We start from the raw sequence: 232 nt of genomic DNA, 5'->3' as shown, positions 1-232 counted from the left end.
TGTCGTACATCGCGCCGACGGAGGACGTGCAGGCCAAGCAGGTCGAGCAGAACGCCGAGCTGAAGGTGTGGGTGGAGGCGGTCAAGGCGGCCAAGGGCCGCACCAGTGACAACCTCGGCACGAAGTATCCGAAGATCTCCGAGCCGATGTGGAAGGCGATGCAGGCCGCGATGAGCGGGTCGCAGTCGCCGCAGGAGGCGCTGACCGCGGCCCAGGCCACGGCGGCGAGCGC

The 232-nt window shown here is 69.0% G+C and carries 1 pseudogene; it reads left to right on the top strand.

What is annotated here, in order from left to right:
• A pseudogene (locus tag HCK04_RS40815) lies at positions 1 to 232 on the top strand (sugar ABC transporter substrate-binding protein); the annotation flags it as partial.

The organism is Microbispora sp. CL1-1, from assembly GCF_012034195.1.
GTDB lineage: Bacteria > Actinomycetota > Actinomycetes > Streptosporangiales > Streptosporangiaceae > Microbispora.
Note: the sequence above shows the minus strand (reverse complement) of the source record. Positions and strands in the feature narration are given on the sequence as shown.